Source organism: Nostoc sp., from assembly GCF_036919895.1.
Classification (GTDB): Bacteria; Cyanobacteriota; Cyanobacteriia; order Cyanobacteriales; family Nostocaceae; genus Nostoc.
In genome coordinates, this window is the sequence record NZ_JBALBW010000021.1 from 1 (window position 1) to 23,466 (window position 23,466).

Sequence of the window (23,466 nt, forward strand, 5' to 3'; positions counted from 1 at the left end):
CGTTTATGTGAGGTACACCCGTAGGGGCACGGCACTGCCGTGCCCCTACACCTGGTGATGTAATGTTGTACCGCATCTGAATGGGAACCGCTATAGTTTGCGAGGTTATATTTTTAGCATCTCGTGTTCTATTACTCAACGCAAGTCATTAATACAAGGTCAACTAACGCTCTTTTATTACTCTCGTCAGATTAAATTTGAAACCCTATTTTAGCGTTAGTCCGCGCAGGCGGACTTTGTTTGTGTAGCCGCGATTTTAATCGCTTGGATTATTCTCTCTCCAGAGTCATAGAAGAGCGCTAAGAAACTTTCGATTGCTGCCATAGAATGAGTTTCAATTCAGTGCAGTTACAAACCCCATCGCTAATTTCTCCTTCATGGACAGCTAGCCAATCATAAATCTGTGTAGCTTTTGCTAATGCCACTTTTTCTGAACGATAAAGCTGAGGAGTAGGGCAGTAGGCTTGGCCATTGATGTGTATAGCTACAATCTGCCAATAATCGCTCTCTGGTACAACTTCTAAAAACCCGTTACTGTAAGACTCGATTATTCCTGTATTCATCTATACCATCAAACTTTCATAACGTTGGCCACAACAAAGCTGATACCAGCCAATTCTTGCGAGTCAAAGCTGGAATCAGCAGGGAATGCAGTACACCCCTACTAATAATTGTGGGTTTATGGTCAATGAAAATCTGAATTATTGGTCACGTTTTAGTTAGTTGTCTTAAACGGATATGACGCGCTCGTTGGCGTAGCGGATCGAAAGACTCGCTCACCTACTGGTGTTGCTCTCCTGTAAATCAAGCTTTCAGGCAGTGTCTCACAGAGAGGAAAAGTTGGGAAAGAGCGATTGAAAAGTATTTCACCGTGATTTTAGGCACTTAGCGATCCTCCCTAACCCCCTTAAAAAGGCTACGGTGTACACACAAGTCTTGAAACTCCACCTAAAACTTGGTTTCGTTGGTCTAACTTTTCCTTTGCCAATTAGCCAAATCAGTAAATGCAGCGATCGCACGTATCGGAAACTAAAATAAGCAGTTGATGAGGTAAGATGTAGATGCAGTAAAAAGTTATTTTTCTTTCAAACAATTACAATACCAAGAGATTATGAGTGAATTAGTTGTAGTCAATTTTGATGACAAATATAAAGCAGATGAAGTACTTTTAGAACTACTCAAACTTGAGCAAGAAAACTTAGTAGATTTGAAAGATGCAGTTGTAATTACCAAAAATGCGGCTGGCAAAATTAGGGTTAAACCATATCACGATTTAGTTGAACCTGGAGACCTGAGTAATGAACTCTGGGGTGGAATCATCAGCGCAGTTTTCTTTCATCGCGCTCTTACTATTAAAGAGGGCGTATTTGATGGTAGTTTTTTAACAGAGGTTGAAGAATCTTTAAAACCAAATTCTTCATCATTGTTTGTTATAATTTGCAACGATAATCTAGAGAAAATAATTGCAGAATTTAATCGTTTTGGAGGAAAGTTAATTAGAACAAGTTTTTCTCAAGACAAAATTGATAACTTGCAAAGAACTCTCAGTCCTGCTTAGAAGATGTTTGAAAAATTGGCAGTTGAGTAAAAAAACTCTCAGAGCATAAGCTGTAGATATATAGACACCATGCACTACGGCGAAGCTATATCCCTAGTTCCTGTGGTCGAGGGATGTAGCCTTAGCTAAATGCGTGGAAGGAATGCGGTTGGATGGATGATATTGTGTAGAGCAGAACCGACAACTCGCAACGCTCATCCAAGAATTACCGCAAATAATTGAGTGCTATTTAAACGTGAGGAGTTAATTTATCATGTCACATCTGCTAAAAACCTTCCGAAAGCAATTCTTACGGAGTGTCATCTTTGCAATACTCATAACTTTGATTGGTAGTTTAATATTTCCTGCTGCTACTTGGGCTGCGTCTTCTAGCTTGGGAGTTGATAATGGTCATCTTAGTTCTTGTCCGGCTTCAGATAACTGTGTTGTGAGTCAAAACGCAGATTCCAAACATACCATCAACCCGATTAATTATCATCTAGACCGCAATGCAGCTAGAGAAATCTTACTAAAAGTTATTAGTGTTGTACCACGCACAGAAATTGTAGAACAGACTCCTAATTACATTCATGCTCTTTCTAAAAGCCGCATCTTCAAATTTGTTGATGACGTAGAGTTTTATTTACCTCCAAACGAGTCAGTAATTCATTTGCGCTCTGCATCTCGCGTGGGAGAGTCGGATCTTGGTGTCAACCGCAGGCGTATGGAACAAATTCGTTTGGCTCTCTTAGATTTAAATATTTGATTTTGCTAGCCATCAGGAGTGCCAAGATTAGGAATGCGATCGCAACTAACTTAAATTTAGCTGAACTTACCAGAGGAAAGCTCATCAGACACTTGTTTTAGTTCGGGTTCAACTACTGTCAGATGTTGCTCCAAAATTGCCAAATTACGAATATTGGATTTATAGAAAGCATCAAATAAATCACCGAGAAGAGGCACAGTACCAACGACTGTTTCCAAACCAACATTAAAGATCATTTTGGCTAAGTCTTTACGTGGGATGCCAAAACGGGTAGCTAAAAATATGATGTAAGCTGAAAACGCTGTACTGATTAAATCGCCAGCACCCGGAACTAAACCAATAATTGGGTCTATTCCAATCCGAAAACCCGTTAGAGGGATACGTATTGATGTATCCATCAACCGGCTAAGTTTGCGGATGCGATTTAGAGTAGCAAGGCGTTTGGTAGCGTCCATAATTTACGATATTTACACTACTCTCAAGTTCCACCATTTTTAGTTTTTTGTCTTGTACCGTTAGAAAGAAAAATGATGACGACTGCCCATAAAGCAGATATATGGATAATATAGTTTATTGCGATCGCTCTATAACAATCCAATTTTATTTTTGAAAAATCCTAAATATAGGAATCCGCTTTGATTCTTGAACTTATCTGCGTAGGTAGGGAACAGGGAACAAATGAGTATACGGAGATTTGTTCAGAAATCAAATAGGAATCCTATATATATGGTGTATAGTATGTCATTGAAAGATGAAACACGAAATCGTATATGAGTTGCTAATTTACTCAATATTCCAATTTTTCAGCCACAGCTTCACACAAAAATTGAGAGAACTATCTATCAGGTTTGCTTTTGACTATGAATTTTTAGAAGTTGAAAAGTTCAATTCTTTTTGAATGCTTTCGGCATCATTATGCAGATTTGTTACTTTAGAATCATTACTGGGACAACTAATATCTGGAGATTTTTGTCCTTGATACTTGATTTCAGTTGATGTCCCGAACGAAACAGATTTCGCACATGAGATATTTGGTAATTTTGACAGTGGTTGAGCTACTGAAATATCATTGAAAAATTTAGTGGCTGTGTTCACTTTAATTTCACCTGCACCTTTCCGGTTGCAAACAGTGTAAGTCGCCTTCCCTGACGGAAATACGCGAATTCTATAGCCGCAAGCATTGGTAGAACCGCTATTAATAATAACTCCTGGCTTTTGAGGAGTTGGAGTGTTTGCAAGTGTTTTTAGACAAAAAATACATAAAGGGGTAGCTAGCAACACTGAAGCCAAGCTAATTTTATAGAAGTTAAAAAATTTCACTGTTACCTCGCATTGATTTTTTAGTTATTTAATTAAGTATTAACTGTTGGAGAATACTTGATTACAAAAAGTTATGCAATGGTATTCCTTTGGTTAATACTCGATTAAGAAAAATTAGGTTTATAAGCAGCATAGTTATTAGGCAAAAACTATGCTGAATATTTAAAACTATAATTTACTGTTCACTTTTTAGATATGTTATTATTGTGTCGATATTGTGTCAAAATAACAAAATATTTTCATCTGGTATCCCGATCGAAGATATTCTCTGTCAATGAAGATAGCGACGCTTTTGGGGCGACCAATGGGGACATATTTGGTGATTTGAGCTTCAGCTAGTTGTTCGGTAGAGAGGTCAGTTATTTAGAAGTTGACGTTGAGTGGTAAATTCACTAATAAGTAGTATTTCTTGAGATAAATGCATTTTTATGAGGTGAAACTGACAATATACTCCTTGTAGTTTACATTTACGACTGAAAACTTAAAAAAGCTCATTTACAGAGGTGATTGTTCACTTATGCTAAGTAGAGCTATTACTTACTTTTTACGTATTAAGAGTGTTGGGGTGAGGGGGCTAGCACTGCAATCGTTAAAGTGTGCCGACAAATATAATACTCATAATCAATCCCTGTGGTTAGGGATTGATTATGGCGATCGCTCATACGGAACTGCGATCGCTTCTCTATTAAATAAACCCACCATTGCTTCTATAGTTCAAACTTAGGCTGCATAAGCTTTATGCAATCTACCCTCGCGAGAAAAGTAGGATGATATCTCTGATACTGCGATCGCCTTTTTAGCTAGACATCAGCAGGTATTTGAGTTTCTAATTATACAAACTGATAATAATACTATATGTAATGTGTCTGGATTTAACGGACTTTTTATCACTCAATTCGCTCACCCTTCTGGGTGAGTCATATATCAACCGATCAGATGACCTGACTGAAGGAAGCTGAGATTAATAATAAAGAGGACTCTATTACTAAAGAAGACTGATCGCATTTTACCTAAAAATAAGCTTATGAAACTCACTACTTTAATAAATTCTGCGCTTATTTTTGCTTCTATTACTCTTGTACCTGGAATCGCTGTAGCTCAAGTAGCTACTAACAATAGTAGTGAAACAATCGCTATTAACTCTAACAGTTTACCTAGTAACTCTACTTATATTAATTACTTCCAGCCGTTCAATCTAGTTACTTTTGCTTATCAAGGAGGTCTAAAGCAGCACGGTATTCCTAGTGGAGAAACACTAGTATTTGAAACTCAGAACAGAAATATTATGGCAAAAGATTTGGTGAAGGCTGCTGTTAACGCAGATAAATTACCATCACAGCTTTTAAACGACCAAAATTATCTCAGTGCTGTTAATTTACAACTCAACGCATTACCCGATTATGCTGCTGCTGATTGATTGGTTTTTCTTATATTTTTTTAAAAAGCGAAATTGATTAGTATACTGTATTTGTGCGCTTGTTACCAATATAAATAAAAGCCTTTTACACACGGCGAACACTGTGTATAAAAGAAATTTTAATGTTGAAGAACGATTTCTATATTTTGACAGAACTTGTGCCTATAAGTTCTGTTATTCTGTGCTGTAAGCACAGAAAATTGTATAATCAACAGCCTATCAAGCAAAAATTTCGTTTTCTATAGAGAATGACACAAGTAATTAGAACAGGGAGCCTAAATAACATCGAGTCCATTGAGTTTGAAAAGCGGTGTTTGCACAAAGCCAGAGAAATAGGCGATCGCAACGGGGAAGTCATTTGTTTAGCAGGTTTGGGCAATGCTTATCATTCAATTGGGGAATACCACCTAGCAATTGAGTTTTATCAGCAGTGGTTGGACATAGCGAGAGAAATAGGCGATCGCACTGGGGAAGCCAAGTCTTTGTCTGGGCTGGGCAACGCATATCAATCACTGGGAAAATACCAGCGAGGGATCGAATTTTATCACCAGTGGTTGAGGATCACCAGGAAAATAGGCGATCGCACTGGGGAAGGTATTTGTTTGGGAAGTTTGGGCAATACTTATGAATACCTGGGCAAATACGATCGCGCCATTGAGTTTTATCAGCAGTGGTTGTGTATAACAAAGAAAATAGGCGATTGGACTGGGGAATGTATTTGCCTGGGAAGTTTGGGCAATACTTATGAATCATTGGGGCAGTACCAACTGGCAATTGAGTTTTACCAGCAATGGTTAGAACTAGCAAGATTAATTAGCGATCGCAATGGCGAAGGCATGGCCTTAAGTGGGTTGGGTAATGCTTATAAAGCTCTCGGAAAGTATCAAAAATCGGTTGAATTTCATCAGTATTCATTAGAAATCAGAAGGAATCTTGATGACCAAAATGCAGAAGCAAACGCCTGGTTTAATTTAGGTTTGGTGTTAGAAAAAATTAATCGAAAATCAGAAGCAATGCAAGCCTTTTGCAATGCCCGCGAAATTTATCACGCAATGGGAATTGATGCAAGTCTGCAAGATTGTAACCATGCGATTGAGCTTCTTTCTCAAAAAATTTCCACTCTAGCATCTCACTTCTGGTTTGGGAGATGGTTTAGTCATTTGTCGCAGTTACTTAAAACTGGTTATAACTAGTTAAGATGTCTCTAGATAGTGTGAGGATGTTTTAAAAGCATTAGGTAATTTCTAATCGTCAAAATAGATTAGAAAACCCACTTTTAAAATATCCTCTGAATATCTCAAGAGGACGGATACTTATTGAATACCGCAACTGAGTTATTGCGATCGAAGGTAAACACAGTAAACGGGTCTTTTTGATTTCCTATCTCCATCCCAGGAGTGCCTATAGGCATTTGGGGAACAGATAAACCAGCAACATTTGGCTTTTCTTGAAGCAGACGTTTAATATCATTTGCTGGGACGTGTCCTTCGATGACATATCCATTAACAATTGCTGTGTGGCAAGATGATAAGTTATCCGGCACGTTATACTTTTGTTTAACTGTTTCAATGTCAGGCGTGGGAAAGTCTGTAATTTGAAAACCTTGTGTCTTTAAGTGGTCAATCCACCCGCCACAACAATTACAATCGGGACTGTGATATACAGTGGCATTTAGCGCTATTGGTTTTGATGGTGTCTGTTTATCCTGGATATGCTTAGTGGTACTTACCAGTTGAGCATTACTCATAGAAGCAGTGCTTCCCAAGATCCCCAACACTCCTGTTGTGAGACAAATTGTTAGCACTGCACGGATTAACACGGGAAGTAACCATTTTTGCCAGCAATAAATAAACTGTTTGTGCAACATCTAAGGCTTCCTAAATCCGATAAAGCAAAAGCTATTCCTTATTAGTCATCATAACTGCAAACATGTGTAGACGCGTGGGGCTTGTCGCTAGACATCGCTCTTTGACACTTCCCAAACTTGTTTTTAAATTAAAATTTGAATGAATTAAATGTGGATGAAATAGACAAGTACAAATAATAAAATAATCTTGTCAGAGCGATTATTTACGGTCGAAAAAATTGGAAAAATGGTAATATATTAAAATATACAGCTTTTTGTAGCTTCTGATGTGTCGTTATAAAAAACCATAGATAGATTACACATATCTATGTTTTCATCCTCTTTTTTTGACGAAGGTACTAAATTATTAACCCATTTGCACCACTTATAGGACAACAACAAGGTATAGAACTACTCACTCAGGCTGTCAGACAAAACCGGGTTGCTCCGGCGTATCTATTTGTGGGGCCAGATGGTGTAGGAAGAAGTTTAGCAGCAAGGTGCTTTGTAGAATTGCTATTTTCTAGTGAGATGAGAGTCACTGCGACTTTACAAAACCGTTTGCGTCAGGGGAACCATCCAGCTTTGTTATGGGTGCAACCGACATACCAATATCAAGGACAACGATTAACAGCAGTAGAAGCGGCTGAGAAAGGACTTAAGCGTAAAGCCCCACCTGTAATTCGGCTAGAACAAATTCGGGAAATTACCGAGTTTCTGAGTCGGCCGCCTTTGGAAGCACCAAGAAATGTGGTGGTGTTGGAAGAAGCCCAAACAATGGCAGAAGCCGCAGCCAATGCTTTACTTAAAACCTTAGAAGAACCGGGACAGGCGACGTTAATTTTAATTGCACCTACACCTGAGTCTGTTTTGCCAACTTTGGTGTCGCGCTGTCAACGCATTCCTTTTTATCGCTTAGATGCCCAGTCTTTGGCTGTTGTACTTACACAAACAGGTCATGAAGGAATTTTGCAAAATCAGGCAGTACTGAGTATAGCAGCTGGTAGTGCGGGAAGTGCGATCGCATCTTACGAGCAATTACAAGCTATTCCCCCTGAGTTACTCGAAGACTTGAAAAAAGCCCCTGCTTCATACCGCAAAGCCTTGGAGTTAGCCAAAAAAATTGATAAAGATTTAGATACAGAAGCTCAACTGTGGTTAGTTGATTATCTTCAGCAATTCTACTGGCAGCGCTGGCATCAACCCAGTATTATTAACCAGCTAGAACAATCTCGCAAATACTTGCTTAGTTACGCTCAACCCAAGCTAGTTTGGGAATGTCTGCTTTTATCTATGTGTCAAAAATAAAATAGGAGTCCTATATTACTTAAATCATTACCGTAGTTGATGACGAAAAGTTAATAATCCGTCCCCTTTCTGCCATCTGTTGCGCGGCTTGTTAGCAGGTAAAAAAAGTGCCATTAACGTTAATGGCAAAAATCGCGTCAAAATCTTCTTCTGATGACATAGATTAATCTAGTTTTTTGATTCACCTAACTGATTATCTGCTGTTAAAGTACTATACCAAGGTTAAATTTAGCGATCGCTGTTATGTTGAGCATTGGGCATTATGTATACCCTCATCCTGAATTAAGATTCTGGAACGATCGCAACACCATCTCTAAGATTGAGCAACCCTGAGATAATAACTTTATCTTCTGGCTGTAATCCTTCAATCACTTGGTAATTATTATTTTTGATTTCGCCTAGTTTCACGCGCTTTTGCCGAGCGACTTCTTGAGATCCACCTTGGGGAGATGTTTCTGTTTCAACTACATAAACAAAAGTGTCCCCACCTACACGAGTCATTGCTGGTGTGGGAATTAAAATTCCGGGGCGCTGATTCCAAAATAATCTAGCTCTTACCAATTGATCTGCATGTAGCTGACCGTTCGGGTTGTCGAAAAGTGCTTTAACAAGTATCCCTTGTGTTTCATTATTAGCACTAGGCGCAATGAAAAATACCCTACTTCTACCGAGTTTTTGACCTTGTGTATTCATAACTTCCATTGGCATTCCCTTACGCAATTGCGGCCCTTGCTGTAGTGGCACAGAGATATTGACTTCTAAAGGTCGATTTTGGGTGAGATTAAGTAATTGTGTGGAAGTATTAACTAAATCGCCTACTTTCACAGCCATGTTACCAACTGTGCCATTAAAAGGAGCAGTAATTTTGTCGGACTGGATTTGTTGTGTTTGAGTATTTACATTAGCTTGCTGTAAGGTTTTTTCAGCTTGCAATATATTGGCTCGTTGTGCTTGAATCCTGGAATCAATTGCATCAAGACTAGTCTTAGCATTGGCGAGCCGATCGGCAAGCTGATTGCGAGTTTGTCGAGAGACGGCTCCTTGTTCAGCTAGAATGGAATACTTTTCGTAGGTCTGCTGATCCAATTGCACATTCGCAACGGAGGATGAACGTTGGGCTTCCAGAGATTTGAGTATAGTGCGGGCATTTTCTAGTTGCAATAAAAATGCTTGAGGCGCGGCATTGTTAGGAGCGATCGCAGCTTGTGGTGTACGATCTACTTGGATAATTGGCGCTCCTTCGGGGACTAAATCTCCCGATTTGACAAATATTTGGGTAACTTGACCCTGAATCCTCGGCTGGAGGATAATTGAGCGCTGGGACTTCAGGCTAGCAATAAAATCTGAACTTTCCTCAATTATGCCGCTTTGGACTGTGGATATTTTGACTCTTACCCCTTGAGATTGAGTGTTAGCAGTTGCAGGCGCTGAATTTTGGGGAGTGAGTAAACGCCAAACTAGGGCTGTTCCGCCCCCTAACAATAGTAGTGCAAGTAAAAGTAACCAAAGCCACCGCCGTTTTCCAGAAGGTGGCTCAAATGAGGTTTGTGGAGTTTTGTCTCCATAATCAGTTTGAGGCTCAGGGGATGTCATGGCTTATGAGGATAAGGAACAATTAAGTAGAATTACATCAAAATTTCATCTGTTGATATTGAAATTACTGATTTAGCATGAGGTTTTGTGACAAATTATGTGTTATCCCATCCAAATATACAGTTTTGATGATTCTGTCTAAATCTACCCAAAGGTGAATCCCTAATTTTCCATCCTGTTATTATGGACAAGATTTGGTGATGCTGGCATACCCATTATTCCACCGCACAAACTCAGTGATATTCCTGCTTTAATCAATATATAAGTCAATAAAAATGCATTAAATTTAACGTAGCTTAATCCCTTTAAAGTCTGTCCTATCAGACTTATGAATGCGATCGCACTCATACTAAACAATAGGATAACAGCGAGCGAGCGCTTTGCATCTGAATGCGTAGGCGTAACCTGTCGTAGACATCGCACTCAGATGCAGCATTTTTGTTCAACTCACTGTAATTACTGTTCCCGCACTCTCATTCGCCAATCTATCCACCGCACATACGGCATAAGTTCCCGCTTGTTGGACGGTAGCAAAGGTTGTACCAGCAGACAAAATTCGTTGAATTGTCCAAGTATCGCCAGTTTGCCGATAAAGTGTCCAAGAACGAACTGGCTGATTATCTCCAGGCTGCCAACTCAGTTTGCGGTTATTGACTTGTAATCCAATAGGTGGAGGTAGTGGTGTTGTATCTTGCCAAGGCAAAGTTGGCGGTAGCGCAGGTTTGTTATAAAGCAGACTTTGGAATTTATCAGCTATGCCCTGACTATTTTCCGTCAAAACAGCGAGATTAAAGAAGATATTCCCCAGTGACAAACGTCCTGCTTGGCTACGACTAATTTTCACCTGCTTTTCAATCTCATCACTTTCTCGACTCTTATTGCTTGGTTCTGTCAAATTGTTACCAGCGTAAACGTGTCTTTGCTTTGTGTTTACCTGTGTCCACCACTGTAGCAACGCGGAATAACTTTGTTGTGGTTGGTCTGTACGCCAGTAAAGTTGAGGCGCAATATAATCAATCCAGCCTTCTTCTAACCATTTTTTCGAGTCTGCATACAGCACGTTGTAAGCATCTAACCCAGTAATCCCAGTGGGTTGTCCGGGGCGATAAATCCCAAAGGGACTAATACCAAATTTTACGTCGGGTTTGGTTGTTTTTATTCCCTGGTAGAGGCGCTGTACCATTCTGTTAACATTGTCCCGTCGCCAGTCGCCAAGGGGGAGTGTACCACCACCTGCTTTATATACAGAGTATGTTTTTTCATCGGGGAAAGACTGCCCATCGATGGGATATGGATAGAAATAATCATCTAAGTGAATGCCATCAACATCGTAGCGCTTCACTACATCAAGAATTACGTTGTAAGCTCTGTCTTGAACTATTTTTAGTCCTGGATCCATCCAGCGTTGAGTTTTCCACAAATAAACGCTTTCTGGATTAGTAGCTGCTATGTGGGGACGGACTGTTTTCGCTGGGTCGGTGGAAGTGCTGGCGCGGTAGGGGTTAAACCAAGCATGAAGTTCAATATTGTGCTTGTGACATTCTGCGATCGCAAACGCTAAAGGATCGTAAAATGGTTCTGGTGCTTTCCCCTGAGTTCCTGTAATCCAAGCACTCCAAGGCTCTAATTGCGATTCATATAAAGCGTCTCCCTCCGGTCGCACTTGGAAAATCAGGGCATTAAAGTTTAGTGCTTGTAATTTAGTAATAATCTCGGTGAGTTCAGCTTTCTGTTGAGCAACAGGAAGTCCTGCTTTTGAAGGCCAATCACCATTCCACACAGATACAACCCACGCCCCCCGAAATTCCCTGATATGATTTAACCTAACGCTACCTGCTGCTGTCGGTATTGGCGTTGGTGTTGGCGTTGGTGTTGGTGTCGGTGTTGGTGTTGGTGTCGGTATTGGTGTCGGTGTCAGTATTGGTGTCGGTGTTGGCGTTGGTATTGGTGTCGGTGTTGGTATTGGTGGCTGTACTAGATAAATAGAAGCTATTTTTTCTGCCTGACCTAAATACACCAAAGCTTGATAAATAATCACTGCCACATCTGCACGGGTAGCTGCAAGATTGGGATTGAGTAATTTGATATTTGGGAAACTAACCACCAATACTGCACTAGTGGCAATGGCTACCTGATTTTTACCATACTCAGGAGTTTGAATATAATCTTGATAAATTTGTGGGAGTGCTGAGAGGAGGTCAGGTTTTATTTTGGTGGCAATTTCTAAGCCTGCTACCAAGGAAACTAAAACTTCCACTCTAGTAATTCGGTTAGCGGAACGGAAACTTTTATCAGGAAACCCGCTTATAAATGCTTTTTCGTAAGCTGTTTGAATAGCGCCTGCTGCCCAATAACTAGTTGGAACATCAACAAAGGGGATATATTGACGCTTCTTGGTAACTGTCCTAAATGCGTTGGCGACGATGGCGGCAAATTCAGCACGAGTGAGTGAGTTATCGGGGCGATAGGTGCCGTTAGGCAACCCACTAACAATACCACGTTGGGCTAAGGCTGTAATAAATAAGCGTGCCCAATGGTTTTGAATATCCGAGAAGGGAGTAGCAATAGATACCATTGTTGATTGCAGCTAGCTGGCCTTGATTTTGATTTCCTTAGTTAATTTAGCAATTTTCTTGGCGTAGGCATAGCCAGCCGTAGGCATCGCTGCTGCAATATCTTGTAAAATTTGTTTGGAAATTGGGAATTGGTTTTCCATCTGACTCACTTGCTCGACTCTCGATACTGTTCGGTTCAGTCAAGAGACGCGATAACGAAAATCAAAATTGCTGCAATCCAAGTTTCGGCGAATAGAGTGGTGAAATTAGGCGCTGCGATCGCAATCACCCCCACAATACTCAGTAGAACACCAGTTATCAGCGCTCCATTAACATCTTTGTTAGTATTTCTAGAAATGTCAGTTGTCATATAAACTTTTCCCTAACTCTACAATTACGTTAGGGAATTCATCAGTCACAGCATAGAACCCTAAGATAGACTCATGGGTATTAAATTTCAGCAGTAACTAGCCCTCATAAGAGTTTTGCAAGACCACTTAGGCGTTCATAAACAGAGATGAGGCGATCGCCTTCAAGTTCGACAGAAGTATTAGGATAATTCTGAATAGCTCCAAGCAGTGTAACTTCACCATTTTGTTGAATAGATGCACTTAAAGCACTTCGCAGCGCCTGCTGATCTAGTTGTCCTACGGGAGGGTGAACTACCTCACCAATTTGGTTAACTAAAATTGGCCCTGCCCAGCTAGACAGCAAGTTATTTAAAAAAGCAGGATCGGCTTTTATTGGGGCTTTCAGTGCCTTACGAGCTATTTCTGGGTCTTGTTTGGCTGCCTCTAAATAAGCTTGTAATGTCGGGGTAGTCTTGCCAGTTTCTGTAAACTGACTTAATTCTTGAACAGAGATTTGCCCCCGAAAAGTACCATATTTTAAAACAACTTGCTCGGCAGCATTGGCATTAGTACTTGAGAGGAGAACAATAGCACCTAAGCCTAAAGCCACTGTTTGACTGAGCAATTTAGTGAATTTCCTGTTGTTTAATCGATTGAAAATTTGATAAATCTGCATTTTGTCGAACTTTTAATCTTAATGATGTGGATATTACCTAGGCAAAAAATGCCCAAGCATTATATTATTTTACAAAAATTACTGCTGTAGTATAGGCATACATTTGTCCGCCTCTCTCTACCGAAAGGCTCAGATCCCCGACTTCTTCAAGAAGTCGGGGATCTAGGATAGTGAATCATCATTGCAAAAAGATTGGTTAAGATCACAAGAAGATGCAGCATGGCAGGATTTATAAAAGGTGATGTTGTTATTGTTTCATTTCCATTTTCAGGCTTAACTGAAACAAAAAGCAGACCTGCTTTTTAGTTATTTATTGCTAATCTTCAAGGAAATGACCTGATTATTTGCCAAATTACTAGCCAATCTCTTGGCGATATCTATTCTATTCTGGTGGAAAATAGTGATTTTAACTCTGGTCGATTAAATCAGCCAAGTAATATTAAATCAAAAGTTGAAATGTGATGTGTGCACAGTGATGCCTACCAATCATAAATTTTGGGAATACTATAACAACTATATTTATTCCAAATACTACTTTGACCCTTTGGTGGTAAGCGAATTTCACTTTTATAATTTTGAGCTTTAGATTTAGCTCCTGGTATTTTTTCATCGTACAGAACAACTTGTTGAACAACTCGACATTGATGCCACCTGTCTTTATCAATACCTGTAGGTGGCTGTGTTTCTCCATAATATTGAGGTTGCACAGGTATCTTTACAGCAGACTTTATAAGCAGATAAGTTGAAATTGCAGAGACAAATAAAACTCCTACTACAATACCTATGAACAACTTATTTTGTCGAGGTTGGGACTTTGAATGTTGAACTGTCTGCTGATGTAGTTTACTGGATAAGTTTAAATTAGCAGAAATATATAAAGTATCTGGTTCTAATCCTTCTATTTGCTCTTGTTTTGGTCTAACTTTTGATTCCTGAACTAGCTGATTTAGTTGAGGCAACAAATTAGGATTAGTTTGAGGTTGATTTGCCTCTCTTTCTCGAACAAGTTTTTCTTCAATTTGTGCTACTTCTTCACCAAGTTCTAAAACGCGCTGATATCGCCTTAACTCTTCACGAATCTCTTCTGTAAACGGGTACTGATGCTCAATTGCTTGAGTTATTACTTGTTCATACTGCTGCAATTTTTGTTGATATGCCTCTATCTCTGCTGTAATTCGGGCTGTAATTGGCTGAATATCTTCAGCTTTTAAACCTAAGAGTTGCTGCTGTTGCCACAGTTGGTTATGCTTTGCTTCGCTCAAAGGATATTCCTGCTGCACTGCTATTGTAAATATTTGCTCATACTGCTGTAACTTTTGTTGATATGCCTTCACCTCTGCTGTAAGGCTGTTTTCAATTGCAGCTATATCCTCATTCTTAAGTTGCCATTCCTGCTGCATCTGTTGCAATTGATGGCGAGTAGATTGACTTAGGGGATACTCTTGTCGCATTGCTTTAGCTAACGACTGCCTATACTGTTGTAGATACTGCTTATAAACTTCAATTCGTGTAGTGACCTGTGCCTCAATTGGCATTGTATCTTCATTCCTCAGCCCCAAAATTTGCTGAAGATTCAGACGTAGCATATTGATATCATCTTCGCTGAGAGCTACTTGCTGCTGTAGTGCCTCTGTGAAGTCTCTTTCATATCGGTGTAACTTTTCTCGAAATTCTTGACGAGCAACTACTAACATTTCATCTTCAATTGCAGTTGCTTCTATTTCGGATATTCCTAAGCGATTCCTGAGTGCATCTAAAATCTTGCGACCCACAAAAGTAACATCTCCACGATTACTGTATCGTGCTACTTCTTTGCGATACTTCTGTTTAGGATCGCCTTGAGGAACTTTTGTAAGTCGAATCTTAAAGCCTTCTCTACTTGTGTAGATTTCTGGCTTCATCGCCGGCTGCATTTCTCTAACCTTCCGGCTGGCATACTCATGCAACTCGTCAATGGAGACAACGCCATCTTCATCTAAGTCTGCTGCACCTGTTGTAATTCCTTCTATTAAATAACGGGTATAAATTGATAAGTCTGACCCCTGCTGCTCAAAAGAATATTGAGTTGAACTAGATGATGTGAGAACCGCTCGCCCTTCTCCGCCTAATTGCTCACGGATATCTACAGTCCCGTCGTCTTTGGCTGATAAACCCTCAGCAAAAGCACCACTAAAGCAACTATCCAAAATGACAACTTGCCGCTTAGAACGGCTGCGGCTCATGCTTTCATGGACAACACTGGCTGCTACTGCTGATGAACGAATTAAATCTCCTCTGGGAGTTTTGCGTGTGGTGCGGGTTGCTAAGAAAAGTCTGCCCGTGTCATCTTTAATGCCATGACCGGAGAAAAAGAGAACTAACAAATCATCTTTTTGACGATGGGCAAAGAGACTTTCAATTGCTTCCTCCATATCTTGGCGCTGGGGATTTTTTAACATCATAATATCTGTCTCAGTAAAGCCGCCCATTTCTGGGTGTAACAGCACTTGCTGCATCGCTTCAACATCTTTGACAGCAGCAGGTAGCGGGTTTAACCCAGGCTCATACTCACTCACCCCAATCAGCAATGCTACTTTTGCCATTTGAAATACTTTACCCTGCTACAAACTTCTGTGCTGCTTCAATTGCTGCTTCTAACTCTTGCCGGCTGCTGGCTTTGACTTTCAGTTTCTTGCCATTAGCCTCGATTTCTAGTTCAATAGTTTTGCTACCAAGGCGATCGCTTAAAAATCCCATCAGTGCTTTAATATTCTTGGCATTCACCTGCGCTGTTAGCCAACCCACAGCCAGCCCTGTAAATGACTTGCTCCCTGCCGGTGCTTCTGCTTCCCGGAAAAGACTAGCATCTTCCACTTCGTCCAGTTCTAGCATCTGTTGCAATAGTCTCTGCGTTTGGGCTTGCAGTTCATCGTCATCTAAACCAGCCTCTCGCAGGGCGATGTTAATCTGGACGTTGGATGTACTCGCCATTTTCAACCTCTAATTGTGGTTAATGCTTAAACTATCATAAGTATCTGATACAATCCAACTAGTAATAATTCCGGTCTGGATTGTCGTAAATAGGTATTTTGACGATATAAATAGCGTGCTAGGAGTAGGAAGCATCCTGCAAAGTAAAAATAGATACTATCGCTGACCACAGCAAGCTAGGCTTCATTTTGATTTACTTGGTTAATTTAGCAATACAAGAGCGTAGCCAGCCGTAGGTATCGCTGCGGGGTGTCATATAAAAAATTTGACTTTCTCAAAAAGCTTGAATGCTTTCTCAGTAGATAATTCGGCGAGATTAAAAAAGAATTCAGAAGTCAGAATGGGCTACATGCAGCGTAACTATGCAGTTGGCAGAGCCTTTTGTAGAGAAGGCGCTACGCTAAGGAAAAAAATATAAAATTTATGTCTAAGTAAATAAGCATAAAATTCACCTTACTACGATTAAAAGTTGTGTGTACACAGAATATTCACTCTCAAAAAATCTCTCTATAGATATAACTATAAGAGCAAATTATATGAGAATTCCACCTCTAGGGTCACGTAATTGTGACTAAAAACGTTAATACTGAAAAATGGTTGTAATCAAAAATTATAGCTCAGTAGCAAATAGAGAAAAGAGTACAAAAATGGCAACTTCTACAGACCGCACTCAAGAGATTCAAAAACTGCATGAACTAATCAAAGATATTGATTATGGTATGTTTACCACAGTCGATGATGATGGAAGTTTGCATAGTTACCCCATGTCGAAAAGTGGTGAAATTAACTCTGAAGCCACGCTCTGGTTCTTTACTTATTCTGGTTCCCATAAGGTAACTGAGATTGAGCAGCATGAGCAAGTAAATGTTAATTTCTCATCACCCGAACAGCAGCGATACGTTTCCATTTCAGGGACATCACAACTTGTAAAAGACCGCAACAAAATGCGAGATTTATGGAAGCCGGAACTCCAAACCTGGTTTCCTAAAGGACTAGACGAACCTGATATTGCTTTGCTTAAGGTGAATATTAACCAGGTTAATTATTGGGATAGTGTATCGAGTTTTCAGCCAAAAAAATTAGTTTTTTGATACTAATCCCTTCAAATAATTCAAAATTCGTAGTTTAAAAAGATAAATTATGAATTTTGAATTATTTCTACAAATGTAATTGTTTAGACGAAGGTGGTTAACGCAGAATGCCCCGATTTTTAATTAGCTGCTACTCATTTGCTACTTAAAAATTACTTTTAGGTTAATTCCAGCCCCCCTTGATAACCAGTAACAATGCGTCCACCATCCTTGAGGATGTGGACTTCTATCTGGTCGCTAGCCCAAGTAATCTGGTCTTGAAAAGCCGGATTGAACACCCGAACCTGTTGATTGCTAGAAGAAACTGGAGAGTTAGGAGAATTAATTGCCAGAGATTGGACAAAAGGCCCGTCAATCAGGATATCAAGTTGTTCTAATAATTCTTGGGAACCTGGTGGCGCAGATTGAGACTGTAGTTGCTTGAGAGTGAACCCAGAAAAAGACATTACATTTAACCCAGCAGCTTTTACCTTACGGGCTAAAGAAGCTAGTGCAGTTGCTTGCCAAAAGGGTTCTCCACCGGAAAATGTTACACCAGTGTTGTGCGGATTGCTGAGAATATTTTCGGCAAGAGTATCAACAGCAATCAGTTGGTTAGCCTCAAATGACCAAGAGTTAATATTAAAGCAGCCAGGACACTCACGAAGACAACCTTGTACCCAGACAACTGCACGACAACCAGGGCCATTAACTTCTGATTGATCGACGTAACCCATAATGTTGAGATAGCCAGGGGGAATATCCATGAGTGCTAGCGATGGGTCAGTTGGCTTAATTTCCATCTCTTTAACTCCTTTTAGCCGTTGCCTGTTAGCCGTTAACTATAGCGAATCGACTGTCAGATAACTGTGACAATTAATGATTAATCTGTCAAAAACTTGATGGGATTTTGAAAAGTCCGCTTTAACTGACTAGACTGAAGTTAATTGCCCAACTAGTATTGATCCTTTTATAGATTAAATCCATGACTCAACAAAATTCTAGAATTTGTATCCTTGGTGGGGGCTTTGGTGGTCTTTATACAGCCTTGCGCTTAAGCCAGTTACCTTGGGAATCTACGCAAAAACCCGAAATTGTTTTAGTAGATCAAAGCGATCGCTTCCTATTCTCCCCTTTACTTTACGAATTACTTACTGGCGAACTGCAAACCTGGGAAATTGCCCCACCCTTTGAAGAACTTTTACAAGGTACAGGGGTGCGTTTTTATCAAGGTGTTGTGTCTGGAATTGACATCGACCAGCAACGGGTAAATATCCAAGAAGGGCCACAAATCCCTTACGATCGCTTAGTGCTGGCCTTGGGAGGTGAGACACCGCTAGATTTAGTCCCCGGTGCGGCGGCCTACGGCTACCCATTCCGCACCATCTCTGATGCCTATCGTTTAGAAGAACGCCTGCGATTTTTAGAAGAATCCGATGCTGATAAAATTCGGGTGGCAATTATTGGCGCTGGCTACAGTGGTGTAGAGTTAGCCTGTAAGTTAGCTGACAGACTCGGTGAAAGAGGACGCTTTCGGATCGTTGAAATTGCCGATCAAATTTTGCGAACTTCCCCAGAGTTTAATCGGGAAACAGCAAAAAAAGCAATAGAAGCCCGTGGCATATTTGTCGATTTAGAAACCAAAATCGAATCAATAGAGCAAGATAGCATTTCACTAGAGTACAAAAACCAGTTAGATACGATTCCCGTAGATTTGGTAATTTGGACTGTGGGAAATAAAGTTGCGCCCGTAGTGAAATCTCTTCCCCTCAAGCAAAACCAGCGCGGTCAAATCAGCACTACACCCAATCTGCAAGTAATCGATCGTCCAGAAATCTTTGCCTTGGGAGATTTAGCAGACTGTCATGATGTTGAAGGACAGCAAGTTCCCGCCACGGCACAAGCGGCTTTTCAACAAGCTGATTATACTGCTTGGAATATCTGGGCAAGTCTCAGTAATCGTCCCCTCCTTCCCTTCCACTACCAACAGTTAGGAGAGATGATGGCATTGGGTAAAGATAACGCCACCCTTACTGGTTTGGGAATTAAACTAGATGGCCCCTTAGCATCTGTCGCCCGTCGGATGGCTTATTTATATAGGTTGCCAACTTTAGACCATCAACTCAAAGTTGGTTTTAATTGGCTGGTGCGTCCAATTATAGAAACGCTTTCTCAATAACTGAAGGTTGGGAATAGGGAATTGGGAATGAGGACAAACGACCAATGACCAATGATTTCCTTTATTTCCGCCAACTTACTTAAGAGATGCTAAACTCTACCCACAGAAGCTTTTAACAAGCCAAAATCTAAAATTCCACATTCAAAATCTTCAAACTTTGATGGAACAACCGAAAGTTATTTTTTTAGATGCTGTGGGCACACTCTTCGATGTTAAAGGCAGTGTGGGTAAAGTTTATAGTCAGATAGCCGAGGAATTTGGTGTTACAGTTCCGGCCGAAACATTGAATACAGCCTTCATCAAAAGCTTTAAAGCAGCGCCGCCGCCGATATTTCTAGATGCAGAACTGCAAGATATTCCTCAACGCGAGTTTGATTGGTGGCGGATAATTGCCCTGAACACTTTTGAAAATGCAGGTGTTCTCAAGGAATTTTCTGACTTTTCGGCTTTTTTTAGCGAACTTTACATCCACTTTGGCACTGGCGAACCGTGGTTTGTCTATCCTGATGTTTTACCAGCTTTAATCAACTGGCGGCGGTTAGGGATTACTTTGGGGGTACTATCCAATTTTGATTCCCGAATTTACTCAGTATTGCAAAGTTTGGGATTGAGAGAGTTTTTTACCTCCGTTACCATTTCTACCCAGGTACGTGCAGCTAAACCCGACCCGCAAATTTTTGCTATTGCCTTAGATAAACATAAATGTTCTCCAGAGGCAGCATGGCATATTGGCGATAGCATTGTAGAAGACTACTATGCAGCTAAAGCCGCTGGACTCAGAGGCGTTTGGATAAATCGAGGGAATTGAGGGGATAGATTGCGATCGCTATTTTTTCTGCAATCTCAACACAACACAGCATATACTCAACAGTTGATAATACTAATAAATAGTAGTGATGTCAGCACACCAAACGCCTCAAAAGGTTATTTACAGGCCATTACGAGCTTCTTGATCGCCTTCAAGCATTACACTCATGAGTATTGTGTAAACTAATTTCCATGCTGCTTCGACTTTATCTGTCCAGCGTTGCGGGCCTAACGTCTGCTCTAGCGCCCAGAGCAAGCTTGCTCCCACCGTCGAGTAGTGTTCGGGGCGGATGCTGTAGGAGACATGCCGCCGTCCTAATTCGCGTACCGTATCAGTAATTTCATCGAGAACGTCGAGTTTAGACACTGCCACATCAAGCATGTGCGTCAGTAGCTCAGACTGATGCTCCATATCAGTGTGAATGAACAGTACCGCCGCAGATTCATCCGTCCATAGCAGGCGTGCATACATCTGCTTGGCTACCTGCTCTCGGTGGCGGCTAGCAAATTCCCATGAATCGCGGACATAGAAAACCATTTCTTCCCGCGACAAATGCAATTTTTCGGTGTTAGTTTGGTTTGCGATCTCGTTTGCGTTGCTCACTTCTGGTTCTACCGGAGTTGAGAGATCAACACCGCGTGTAGCAAGAACTTCTTCAAGATTCATCTTATCCCAGCGAGCAACAAGGAACTCCGTTGTTTCCTCAGACAAGTCAAAGCTGTGGGCGAGGCGTTGCAGCAGCACTCACCTTTGCGCCTGTGCGCGACAGCAGCAGCAACGCGCCCTCAAACAGTAGCTCACCAGCGCGTGTATCTAAGCGATCGCGTGCTTTCGCTATCTCCTCGCACAACTCATCAATGGCAGTAACCGAACTGGAAAAGACGGCAGAGGTAGTCAGTTCTTCGCGTGTGAGGAAACCACGCATACACCCAGCGTAGATTGTTTGTACCCGATGAACGCCTGCCTCGTCTAAGCCGCCGCAGGTCAATGCTACCGCAGCCAGTGTCCGCACAAACAGGGCATGTAGCTTCTGCATCTCCATATCCCCCAGATCGGCAGCCCAACGGATTAGCCGTCCATTGTTTTGGGGAAAACCAGCGCGGGTTGGGTCTTTTTTGAAGCCATTGAATCCACCACTGATGTTGTCAAAGGTATGAAACGTAAAGTTAGCTACCAGTTTACGGAAGAACTGTACACCGCGCACTGAATTACCGAAGGCATCTAATCGGGGTGAAAAGGTAGCGAAGCCGCCGAAATTGGGAATCACCACCATCACTACACCGCTCACACCACTCTTAGCAGGGATACCAATGTGATAAAAGAATTCACCCGCGTTGTTATACATACCACTGCTAGCCATGAGTGACAGCACAGACTTCACAACCTCAGCACTGAAGACGCGCTCTCCTGTGATCGGGCAAACACCGCCGTTAGCTAGCGTCGCGGCTGCGACTGCCATTGAATCGCAAGTTAATTCTAACGAACACAGTCCAAAGTAGAGATCGAGCGTGTTTTCCAGTGGTGCGGGCAGCCCTTTACGTCCCCGCATCAGGTAGGCTAAGGCAAAATTGTTATCGGCTGTTGCTTTTTCTGAAAGCATCGTCTCTTCAGACAACCGTACTAAGGAGCCACACATCCGCTCCCAAATGCTAGCGACATAATCAATAAGTTCCCTTGGTAAGGCACCTTCAAAGGCTGAAGCAAGTACTGAGCAGGTCATGATTGCACCAGCGTTGACCATCGGATTATAGGGTCGCTGATCTGGCAGCAATTCGGGGTGGTTAAAGGGTCGTCCGCTTGGCTCCATGCCAATCCATTCATGGGTGCGGACAGAACCGATTTCCTTCAATGCTAAACCGTAGGTGATTGGTTTAGAGGTACTTTGAATGGAAAAAAAATCATCGACGTGACCGCGTGCATATCGCTGTCCGTCTACCGAGCAAAAGGCAACTCCCCATCGCTCCGGGTCAGCGTCACGCAGCACGGGGATATAATCGGCATTGGCACCAGAACGATCTGGCTCAACTAGCTCATAGAGGCTATCCAAGTCTCTACGGAATTCATCAAAATCGGCTACGGCTAGATCGCGGCGGAGAATGCGGCTAATCAGAAAAACGTTCGATGCTACATCCTGCCCCAACACTCGTATGATCAACATATCAGGAAAACATAACAGCCAGACTTTTACCGCAAAACATGGGCAGTATTTGGGAAATCGATTTTTACTCTCGTCCAATTCTGGATGCTAATCAGAAAAAAATTTGGGAAGTTTTAGTCTGCGAAAGCCCCTTGGATATCGGCACAAAACCAGATTCTTTGTTTCGCTATGCTCAATATTGTCCCAGTACCCAGGTAAATTCGGGCTGGTTGCGGACAGCATTGCAGGAGGCTATTGACCAAGCTGGAAAAGCACCAATTAAAATCCGTTTTTTCCGTCGCCAAATGAACAACATGATTACTAAAGCCTGCCAAGATATAGGCATTCCCGCCCAGCCTAGCCGCCGCACTTTGGTTCTCAACCAATGGTTAGAAGAGCGCATGGAGGAAGTGTATCCTCATGAACCAGGGTATCAAGGAGGGACTAATCCCTCAGTCCGCTTGGAGAAACCTTTGCCGCAACGTTTACCAGATGCTTTAGAAGGACAACAGTGGGTATTTGTTACCTTAGATGCTGCGGATTTTGCAGAGATGCCAGAGTGGGAAATTGGCTTTGGTGAAGCTTTCCCTTTAGAGTTGGCGAAAGTTTCACCCGAAGCTCGGATTCCTGGTATTTTGATTTTCTCATCGAGAGCGTTACCCTTGGCTGGCTGGATGTCTGGTTTGGAGTTAGCTTTCTTGAAACTTGATACCAGTGAAGAGGCGAGATTGCTTTTAGAAACCGGTGTTAATGAAAGCTGGATTGTGGCAAATATCAAAAAACCTCAAGTCTTAGCAGAGGCTAAAGGTTTTGAAGAAGCCAAGCAAAAAGCTAACGGAGTGCATTTTATTGGTGTGCAGTCCGATCCCAAAGCACAGTCTTTTGCTGGTTTTTGGCTGTTGCAAGAGATTAATCTTTGAAAATGGGGATTGGG

24 protein-coding genes are annotated in these 23,466 nt (G+C 41.4%); 10 read left to right on the top strand and 14 right to left on the bottom strand.

Annotated features, from left to right (window positions below):
* Positions 1–299: 299 nt before the first annotated feature.
* A complete protein-coding gene (locus tag V7K55_RS02980) occupies positions 300–563 on the bottom strand; it encodes a hypothetical protein (RefSeq protein ID WP_334828037.1) in 264 nt (87 codons plus the stop codon).
* Positions 564–1,111: 548 nt separating this feature from the next.
* On the opposite strand from V7K55_RS02980, the gene V7K55_RS02985 reads away from it, so the two are divergent.
* Positions 1,112–1,558 (top strand): DUF1269 domain-containing protein, encoded by a 447-nt coding sequence (locus tag V7K55_RS02985; RefSeq protein ID WP_334828038.1) that lies wholly within the window; start codon positions 1,112–1,114, stop codon positions 1,556–1,558.
* 253 nt (positions 1,559–1,811) lie between these two features.
* The gene (locus tag V7K55_RS02990; protein WP_334828040.1) at positions 1,812–2,303 is read left to right on the top strand and encodes a DUF1499 domain-containing protein; all 492 of its coding nucleotides are present in this window, start codon (positions 1,812–1,814) and stop codon (positions 2,301–2,303) included.
* A 56-nt stretch (positions 2,304–2,359) separates the two neighbouring features.
* On the opposite strand, the gene V7K55_RS02995 is transcribed toward V7K55_RS02990, so the two are convergent.
* Complete coding sequence (locus tag V7K55_RS02995; RefSeq protein ID WP_334828042.1) at positions 2,360–2,758, bottom strand: DUF4112 domain-containing protein; 399 nt, start codon at positions 2,756–2,758, stop codon at positions 2,360–2,362.
* A 403-nt stretch (positions 2,759–3,161) separates the two neighbouring features.
* Positions 3,162–3,623, bottom strand: a complete 462-nt coding sequence (locus V7K55_RS03000; protein WP_334828044.1) for a hypothetical protein — start codon at positions 3,621–3,623, stop codon at positions 3,162–3,164.
* Between the two features lie 517 nt (positions 3,624–4,140).
* On the opposite strand from V7K55_RS03000, the gene V7K55_RS03005 reads away from it, so the two are divergent.
* From V7K55_RS03005 to V7K55_RS03015, 3 genes are all read left to right on the top strand, one after another.
* Positions 4,141–4,347 carry a hypothetical protein gene (locus V7K55_RS03005; protein ID WP_334828046.1) on the top strand — a complete coding sequence of 69 codons (207 nt, stop codon included), beginning with the start codon at positions 4,141–4,143 and terminating at the stop codon, positions 4,345–4,347.
* Between the two features lie 300 nt (positions 4,348–4,647).
* A complete protein-coding gene (locus tag V7K55_RS03010; RefSeq protein ID WP_334828048.1) occupies positions 4,648–5,040 on the top strand; it encodes a hypothetical protein in 393 nt (130 codons plus the stop codon).
* A 248-nt stretch (positions 5,041–5,288) separates the two neighbouring features.
* Positions 5,289–6,233 (top strand): tetratricopeptide repeat protein, encoded by a 945-nt coding sequence (locus V7K55_RS03015; RefSeq protein ID WP_334828051.1) that lies wholly within the window; start codon positions 5,289–5,291, stop codon positions 6,231–6,233.
* Between the two features lie 104 nt (positions 6,234–6,337).
* Here the strand turns inward: V7K55_RS03015 and V7K55_RS03020 are convergent, their stop codons facing one another.
* Positions 6,338–6,907: a DUF411 domain-containing protein gene (locus V7K55_RS03020; RefSeq protein WP_334828053.1), complete on the bottom strand. Its 570-nt coding sequence runs from the start codon at positions 6,905–6,907 to the stop codon at positions 6,338–6,340.
* 342 nt (positions 6,908–7,249) lie between these two features.
* Between V7K55_RS03020 and V7K55_RS03025 the strand changes: the two genes are divergently transcribed.
* A complete protein-coding gene (locus V7K55_RS03025) occupies positions 7,250–8,194 on the top strand; it encodes a DNA polymerase III subunit delta' (RefSeq protein WP_334828114.1) in 945 nt (314 codons plus the stop codon).
* A 282-nt stretch (positions 8,195–8,476) separates the two neighbouring features.
* On the opposite strand, the gene V7K55_RS03030 is transcribed toward V7K55_RS03025, so the two are convergent.
* From V7K55_RS03030 to V7K55_RS03060, 7 genes are all read right to left on the bottom strand, one after another.
* Positions 8,477–9,787, bottom strand: a complete 1,311-nt coding sequence (locus tag V7K55_RS03030; protein WP_334828055.1) for an efflux RND transporter periplasmic adaptor subunit — start codon at positions 9,785–9,787, stop codon at positions 8,477–8,479.
* A gap of 442 nt (positions 9,788–10,229) precedes the next feature.
* Positions 10,230–12,362, bottom strand: a complete 2,133-nt coding sequence (locus tag V7K55_RS03035; RefSeq protein WP_334828057.1) for a glycoside hydrolase family 10 protein — start codon at positions 12,360–12,362, stop codon at positions 10,230–10,232.
* Positions 12,363–12,374: 12 nt separating this feature from the next.
* Positions 12,375–12,503, bottom strand: coding sequence for a hypothetical protein (locus V7K55_RS03040; RefSeq protein ID WP_334828059.1), 129 nt, complete (start codon positions 12,501–12,503; stop codon positions 12,375–12,377).
* A gap of 35 nt (positions 12,504–12,538) precedes the next feature.
* Entirely contained in the window at positions 12,539–12,712 is a 174-nt protein-coding gene (locus tag V7K55_RS03045; RefSeq protein WP_334828061.1) for a hypothetical protein, read from the bottom strand.
* 104 nt (positions 12,713–12,816) lie between these two features.
* A complete protein-coding gene (locus V7K55_RS03050; RefSeq protein WP_334828063.1) occupies positions 12,817–13,317 on the bottom strand; it encodes an alpha/beta hydrolase in 501 nt (166 codons plus the stop codon).
* A gap of 530 nt (positions 13,318–13,847) precedes the next feature.
* On the bottom strand, positions 13,848–15,950 hold the full coding sequence (locus tag V7K55_RS03055; protein ID WP_334828064.1) for a caspase family protein: 2,103 nt from the start codon (positions 15,948–15,950) through the stop codon (positions 13,848–13,850).
* A gap of 10 nt (positions 15,951–15,960) precedes the next feature.
* Positions 15,961–16,338, bottom strand: a complete 378-nt coding sequence (locus tag V7K55_RS03060) for a hypothetical protein (protein ID WP_334828066.1) — start codon at positions 16,336–16,338, stop codon at positions 15,961–15,963.
* Between the two features lie 647 nt (positions 16,339–16,985).
* On the opposite strand from V7K55_RS03060, the gene V7K55_RS03065 reads away from it, so the two are divergent.
* Positions 16,986–17,429, top strand: coding sequence for a pyridoxamine 5'-phosphate oxidase family protein (locus tag V7K55_RS03065; protein ID WP_334828068.1), 444 nt, complete (start codon positions 16,986–16,988; stop codon positions 17,427–17,429).
* 158 nt (positions 17,430–17,587) lie between these two features.
* Here the strand turns inward: V7K55_RS03065 and V7K55_RS03070 are convergent, their stop codons facing one another.
* Positions 17,588–18,211 carry a 4Fe-4S single cluster domain-containing protein gene (locus V7K55_RS03070; protein ID WP_334828070.1) on the bottom strand — a complete coding sequence of 208 codons (624 nt, stop codon included), beginning with the start codon at positions 18,209–18,211 and terminating at the stop codon, positions 17,588–17,590.
* Positions 18,212–18,393: 182 nt separating this feature from the next.
* Between V7K55_RS03070 and V7K55_RS03075 the strand changes: the two genes are divergently transcribed.
* Both V7K55_RS03075 and V7K55_RS03080 read left to right on the top strand, forming a co-directional pair.
* The gene (locus V7K55_RS03075; RefSeq protein WP_334828073.1) at positions 18,394–19,587 is read left to right on the top strand and encodes an NAD(P)/FAD-dependent oxidoreductase; all 1,194 of its coding nucleotides are present in this window, start codon (positions 18,394–18,396) and stop codon (positions 19,585–19,587) included.
* 160 nt (positions 19,588–19,747) lie between these two features.
* Positions 19,748–20,395, top strand: a complete 648-nt coding sequence (locus V7K55_RS03080) for an HAD-IA family hydrolase (protein WP_334828075.1) — start codon at positions 19,748–19,750, stop codon at positions 20,393–20,395.
* Positions 20,396–20,515: 120 nt separating this feature from the next.
* Here the strand turns inward: V7K55_RS03080 and V7K55_RS03085 are convergent, their stop codons facing one another.
* Together V7K55_RS03085 and glsA are read right to left on the bottom strand one after the other, a co-directional pair.
* A complete protein-coding gene (locus tag V7K55_RS03085; RefSeq protein WP_334828077.1) occupies positions 20,516–21,139 on the bottom strand; it encodes a globin domain-containing protein in 624 nt (207 codons plus the stop codon).
* The gene (glsA, locus tag V7K55_RS03090; protein ID WP_334828079.1) at positions 21,108–22,553 is read right to left on the bottom strand and encodes a glutaminase A; all 1,446 of its coding nucleotides are present in this window, start codon (positions 22,551–22,553) and stop codon (positions 21,108–21,110) included. Before glsA ends, V7K55_RS03085 begins: the two co-directional genes overlap by 32 nt.
* Positions 22,554–22,591: 38 nt before the next feature.
* On the opposite strand from glsA, the gene V7K55_RS03095 reads away from it, so the two are divergent.
* Positions 22,592–23,452, top strand: a complete 861-nt coding sequence (locus tag V7K55_RS03095) for a Tab2/Atab2 family RNA-binding protein (RefSeq protein WP_334828082.1) — start codon at positions 22,592–22,594, stop codon at positions 23,450–23,452.
* The last annotated feature ends 14 nt before the right edge of the window (positions 23,453–23,466 follow it).

Excerpts from the sequence above, each read along its gene's own strand:
- V7K55_RS03005 (WP_334828046.1), top strand. The coding sequence starts at position 4,141 with ATGCTAAGTAGAGCTATTACTTACTTTTTACGTATTAAGAGTGTTGGG.
- V7K55_RS03015 (WP_334828051.1), top strand. The coding sequence starts at position 5,289 with ATGACACAAGTAATTAGAACAGGGAGCCTAAATAACATCGAGTCCATT.
- V7K55_RS02980 (WP_334828037.1), bottom strand. The coding sequence starts at position 563 with ATGAATACAGGAATAATCGAGTCTTACAGTAACGGGTTTTTAGAAGTT.
- V7K55_RS03060 (WP_334828066.1), bottom strand. The coding sequence starts at position 16,338 with ATGGCGAGTACATCCAACGTCCAGATTAACATCGCCCTGCGAGAGGCT.
- V7K55_RS02990 (WP_334828040.1), top strand. The coding sequence starts at position 1,812 with ATGTCACATCTGCTAAAAACCTTCCGAAAGCAATTCTTACGGAGTGTC.
- V7K55_RS03035 (WP_334828057.1), bottom strand. The coding sequence starts at position 12,362 with ATGGTATCTATTGCTACTCCCTTCTCGGATATTCAAAACCATTGGGCA.
- V7K55_RS03080 (WP_334828075.1), top strand. The coding sequence starts at position 19,748 with ATGGAACAACCGAAAGTTATTTTTTTAGATGCTGTGGGCACACTCTTC.
- V7K55_RS03040 (WP_334828059.1), bottom strand. The coding sequence starts at position 12,503 with ATGGAAAACCAATTCCCAATTTCCAAACAAATTTTACAAGATATTGCA.
- V7K55_RS03055 (WP_334828064.1), bottom strand. The coding sequence starts at position 15,950 with ATGGCAAAAGTAGCATTGCTGATTGGGGTGAGTGAGTATGAGCCTGGG.
- V7K55_RS02995 (WP_334828042.1), bottom strand. The coding sequence starts at position 2,758 with ATGGACGCTACCAAACGCCTTGCTACTCTAAATCGCATCCGCAAACTT.
- V7K55_RS03045 (WP_334828061.1), bottom strand. The coding sequence starts at position 12,712 with ATGACAACTGACATTTCTAGAAATACTAACAAAGATGTTAATGGAGCG.
- glsA (WP_334828079.1), bottom strand. The coding sequence starts at position 22,553 with ATGTTGATCATACGAGTGTTGGGGCAGGATGTAGCATCGAACGTTTTT.
- V7K55_RS03065 (WP_334828068.1), top strand. The coding sequence starts at position 16,986 with ATGGCAACTTCTACAGACCGCACTCAAGAGATTCAAAAACTGCATGAA.
- V7K55_RS03010 (WP_334828048.1), top strand. The coding sequence starts at position 4,648 with ATGAAACTCACTACTTTAATAAATTCTGCGCTTATTTTTGCTTCTATT.
- V7K55_RS03020 (WP_334828053.1), bottom strand. The coding sequence starts at position 6,907 with ATGTTGCACAAACAGTTTATTTATTGCTGGCAAAAATGGTTACTTCCC.
- V7K55_RS03095 (WP_334828082.1), top strand. The coding sequence starts at position 22,592 with ATGGGCAGTATTTGGGAAATCGATTTTTACTCTCGTCCAATTCTGGAT.
- V7K55_RS02985 (WP_334828038.1), top strand. The coding sequence starts at position 1,112 with ATGAGTGAATTAGTTGTAGTCAATTTTGATGACAAATATAAAGCAGAT.
- V7K55_RS03030 (WP_334828055.1), bottom strand. The coding sequence starts at position 9,787 with ATGACATCCCCTGAGCCTCAAACTGATTATGGAGACAAAACTCCACAA.
- V7K55_RS03070 (WP_334828070.1), bottom strand. The coding sequence starts at position 18,211 with ATGGAAATTAAGCCAACTGACCCATCGCTAGCACTCATGGATATTCCC.
- V7K55_RS03075 (WP_334828073.1), top strand. The coding sequence starts at position 18,394 with ATGACTCAACAAAATTCTAGAATTTGTATCCTTGGTGGGGGCTTTGGT.